The following is a 3,303-nucleotide window of genomic DNA, read 5'->3' on the forward strand; positions in this document are numbered from 1 at the left end:
GTTCGTGACGTCGCCAACGATCGAGCCCGTCTCGCCGCCATTGCCAAGCTGGAGAGTGCCGGCGCTGATGGTGGTCCCGCCGGTGTAGGTGTTGGTGCCGGTCAAAGTGAGCGTGCCCGTACCGTATTTGGCCAGCGGACCGCCGGCGGTCAGGTTCTGCGCGACGGTGAAACTGTTTGCCGCATCGGCGATATCGAAGCCGCCGCCATTCGCGCCCCAGGTGATGGTCCGCGCGGTCGAATTGAACGCGGTGCCGGTGACTTGAAGAATGCCGCCGTTGAAAGTCAGGCCTCCGCTCGCCGCGCCGAGATTGTTGTCCGCCGCGACACTGAGCGTGCCGCCATTGATGGTGGTCCCGCCTGTATAGGTGTTGTCGGCTGTTAAGAGGGTCGTGCCGGCGAGCACGTTGACGGTGCCGGGGCCGCTGATTGCAGGCGCAAACCCGTAATTGGGGGACGTGTGATTGAAGTTGATCGTGCCGGTGCCGTCGCCAAATACGACGCCTGCCGCTTCCAGTGTGCCGGGTGCAGCCGCCGCCGTGCTGACGAGCGGGTCCGCGCCGATGTTGAGTGTTCCAGTCGAGCCGGCGGCTAACGCGATCGAAACGGGTTGCCCGCTGGCGACAATGCCGCTATCCGCAATCGTGAGCGTGCCCGTGCCAAGGCCGCCGATAAGGAACCCACCCGGACCCACGTTCCAGGTGGAGGACAGGCCGGTCACGGTCACCGTACCTATCGCGTCGGGAACGAATCCGAGGACGGCGCCAAAGTTACTGTTTACCGTCCCGCCGTCTCGGACGGTCATTGTGCCTGTGCCCCCGGCGCCGGCGCCGACCACCGCGAGGAAGTTAGCGAACGTGCCGGAGACGATCACCGTACCTTGTGAGCCCGGCGCATTGCCCAGCTCCGCAACACCCAACACGTTCAACGTCCCGCCGCTTCGGATGTCGAGCTGTCCTATCCCGTTGACGAACTGTCCTATCCTGAGCGTTCTGGCTACTGCGCCGGGCGTCGGAATCACCGTCGGATTCGGTGCTATAGTATCAATGATTGGCTCTGTGACGGCCCCGGTCAAGCCGGGAGGACCGGCTGTCCAGTTGCTGAACGTAAACCAACTAGCGAAGCCGTCCGTGGTGGTTATTCCCTTCCACTCGGTGACCTGAGCGCGCGCCGAACCCGTAGACGCTGAGAGAAGTGCGATTGTCACTAGCGCCGTGGACGAGCCAAACCTGCAACCTCGTGCCAACAACCGAGGGGCGCGCGTCGTCGCCGCGATAAGCCGCCCATTTCGGTGTTTCGCGCGGGCGCCCGGCAGCATACGTCCCAAATCCATTACCGCGCCCTTTGCGTGCATCCCGCAACGTGATCGGTAGGTGATCGCGTTGCGGCCAGTCGAATCAGAACCAGCGGCAGAATCACATTAGGCTACGCGTGACGATGGTGAGAGGAAGCACCGACGATTATCTACAAAGTGTTACGAGGGCATGTTTGGTGTCAATGTGGACCCACATATTTTGAGGCCCCGTTGCACGAGCGCCACGATTCCAGCTCAAATTTTTGGTCGGCGCAATTACTGGACCGAGTGACGCAGCATTGCGCCCGTCGGGAATGGGTTCTGACCTGCTTGCTGACCTTCAAGCAGGTAGCGTCCGCTTCCGGGCAGCCCGCCAAAGTTTGGTGGCGGCGCGTTTATGCCATCGGTTGCTGCGTGGCTATCCACCCTTAGCCGCGCCATACAACGTCAGCTCTTGGGCACATTATCGAATGATAAAGCTCCAGTTCCGATGAGCCTGATCAGCGTCGCGGGCCGGTGGTCGTCCCGGTCACGCGCCCGCTGGAATCGCGGAACGTCGTCGTCCCCTGGCTGTCGGTCGAGGCGCGCCCCGTCGTCCTGCCATCTGGGCCGGAGAAGGTCTGGTTGCCTTGGCTGTCGGTCGTTGAGCGGCCTGTAACGCGCCCGGAGCTATCGCGATAGGTCTGCTGCGACTGCTGCGCCCCTGCATCGCCCGCCAGAGCTGCGAGCGTCAGGCCGGCGATGATGGCGGTCGTCCTACTCATGGTCGCCTCCCAGTTCAGTCTGGTTACGGACGCCCGTGATCCGCTCTCGGCGCTACGGCGGGCCGGGCTTTCCATTCCGGCCGGGGAACCTTGGCTTCGCGTCGCGGTTGGCCAAAGGTCTCCTTTCGGTTTGAGCGAACTACCCCGCTTGCGTGCGCAGGCGGGGATTTTCTTATGTCAAAATATATTGCCTCCAGTCGAGAGGCATAGATTCTCGCCCGTATCCATGGCGGAGGGAGGAGCCATGCCATTCTCATCGTTGAGAGACCCCGTCGACCTGGCCCGCGCGCAAGCCGCGCTTGATGCTGCCTGGTCCGAGATCCGATCGACTACTCCCGATGCATTTGACCAGCGAGATCGAACGAAGCTGGCTTACATTTGGCAAGCTTGGTCGCAGTTGCGGAGGATGAGGACGATCTGACGCTACGGGCGATCGAGCGATTTCGACGCTCCCTCGTGGCATGAGCATTTTGCCGCGGCGGAACTCCGCTGCGGCTACCTCGTTTTGGCAGTGCTATTGTCGCGACGTGACCCGCGATGGTGGTGGTGGCCACCTGCCCAGATGGCTACCGAAGGGAGCCGGTACAGCCCCCCAGCCATCGGCTCCCTTCTCCCGCCGATCGGGAAGCTGTAACCGCGAGCGTGGTGCGTTTGCGTTGTTCCGCCCGCGTTTCTCACAATTGTGACTTGCCGTCCTGGTTCGCGGCGACGAACCTCTTTGCTTCGCTGACGAACAATAGCCACGTCGGAACATCGCTGCTCGGCAGGCTATCGTTGAATGGCCTAGCGCCAGTGACAGCGGGTATCGCCCCGTCGAGCGGGCGGTCGGGATCCAATCGCTTCGCTCGACACATGGCCCGCGCGATCCGAATGATCCGTGCATGCTCATGCGCATCGTCCATAATGATCCTTCCAGATTCGCCAATCCGCGGCGTCGTCCGAGAAGTCAGGACATCAGAGTGCGATGAACTTTCACACGACCTGCGCCTTCCCCGCCCACGCTCTCGCCTTCAGACGGATCGAACCGTCCTCCTGGCGGGGCAATGGCGGTGGAGCGACAGAGAACCAGTTAAACAATGCATTGATCAACTGCTTAGTGTCTGCCCATTGCAATCTTCGCCGGCGGTCGTAAGCGCAGGCTCACGGACGCAGCGATCTTGGCCGCTATGTTTGTCTCGAGATCGAAGCCGCTGCCAGCATTTTGGTCCGCTTCATAGATGCCCGACCAGATGATCGCGGTCGTTTG

At 62.1% G+C, this 3,303-nt stretch carries 2 protein-coding genes; both read right to left on the bottom strand.

The features are described from left to right. On the bottom strand, positions 1-1,074 hold a 1,074-nt coding region (locus tag ABZU72_RS28455), incomplete at its 3' end, for an autotransporter-associated beta strand repeat-containing protein (protein WP_355022129.1). A 719-nt stretch (positions 1,075-1,793) separates the two neighbouring features. Next, positions 1,794-2,057, bottom strand: coding sequence for a hypothetical protein (locus tag ABZU72_RS28460; protein ID WP_355022130.1), 264 nt, complete (start codon positions 2,055-2,057; stop codon positions 1,794-1,796). Positions 2,058-3,303: the final 1,246 nt, after the last annotated feature.

The organism is Nocardioides sp. NPDC004968, assembly GCF_040608935.1.
Lineage (GTDB): Bacteria > Actinomycetota > Actinomycetes > Propionibacteriales > Nocardioidaceae > Nocardioides.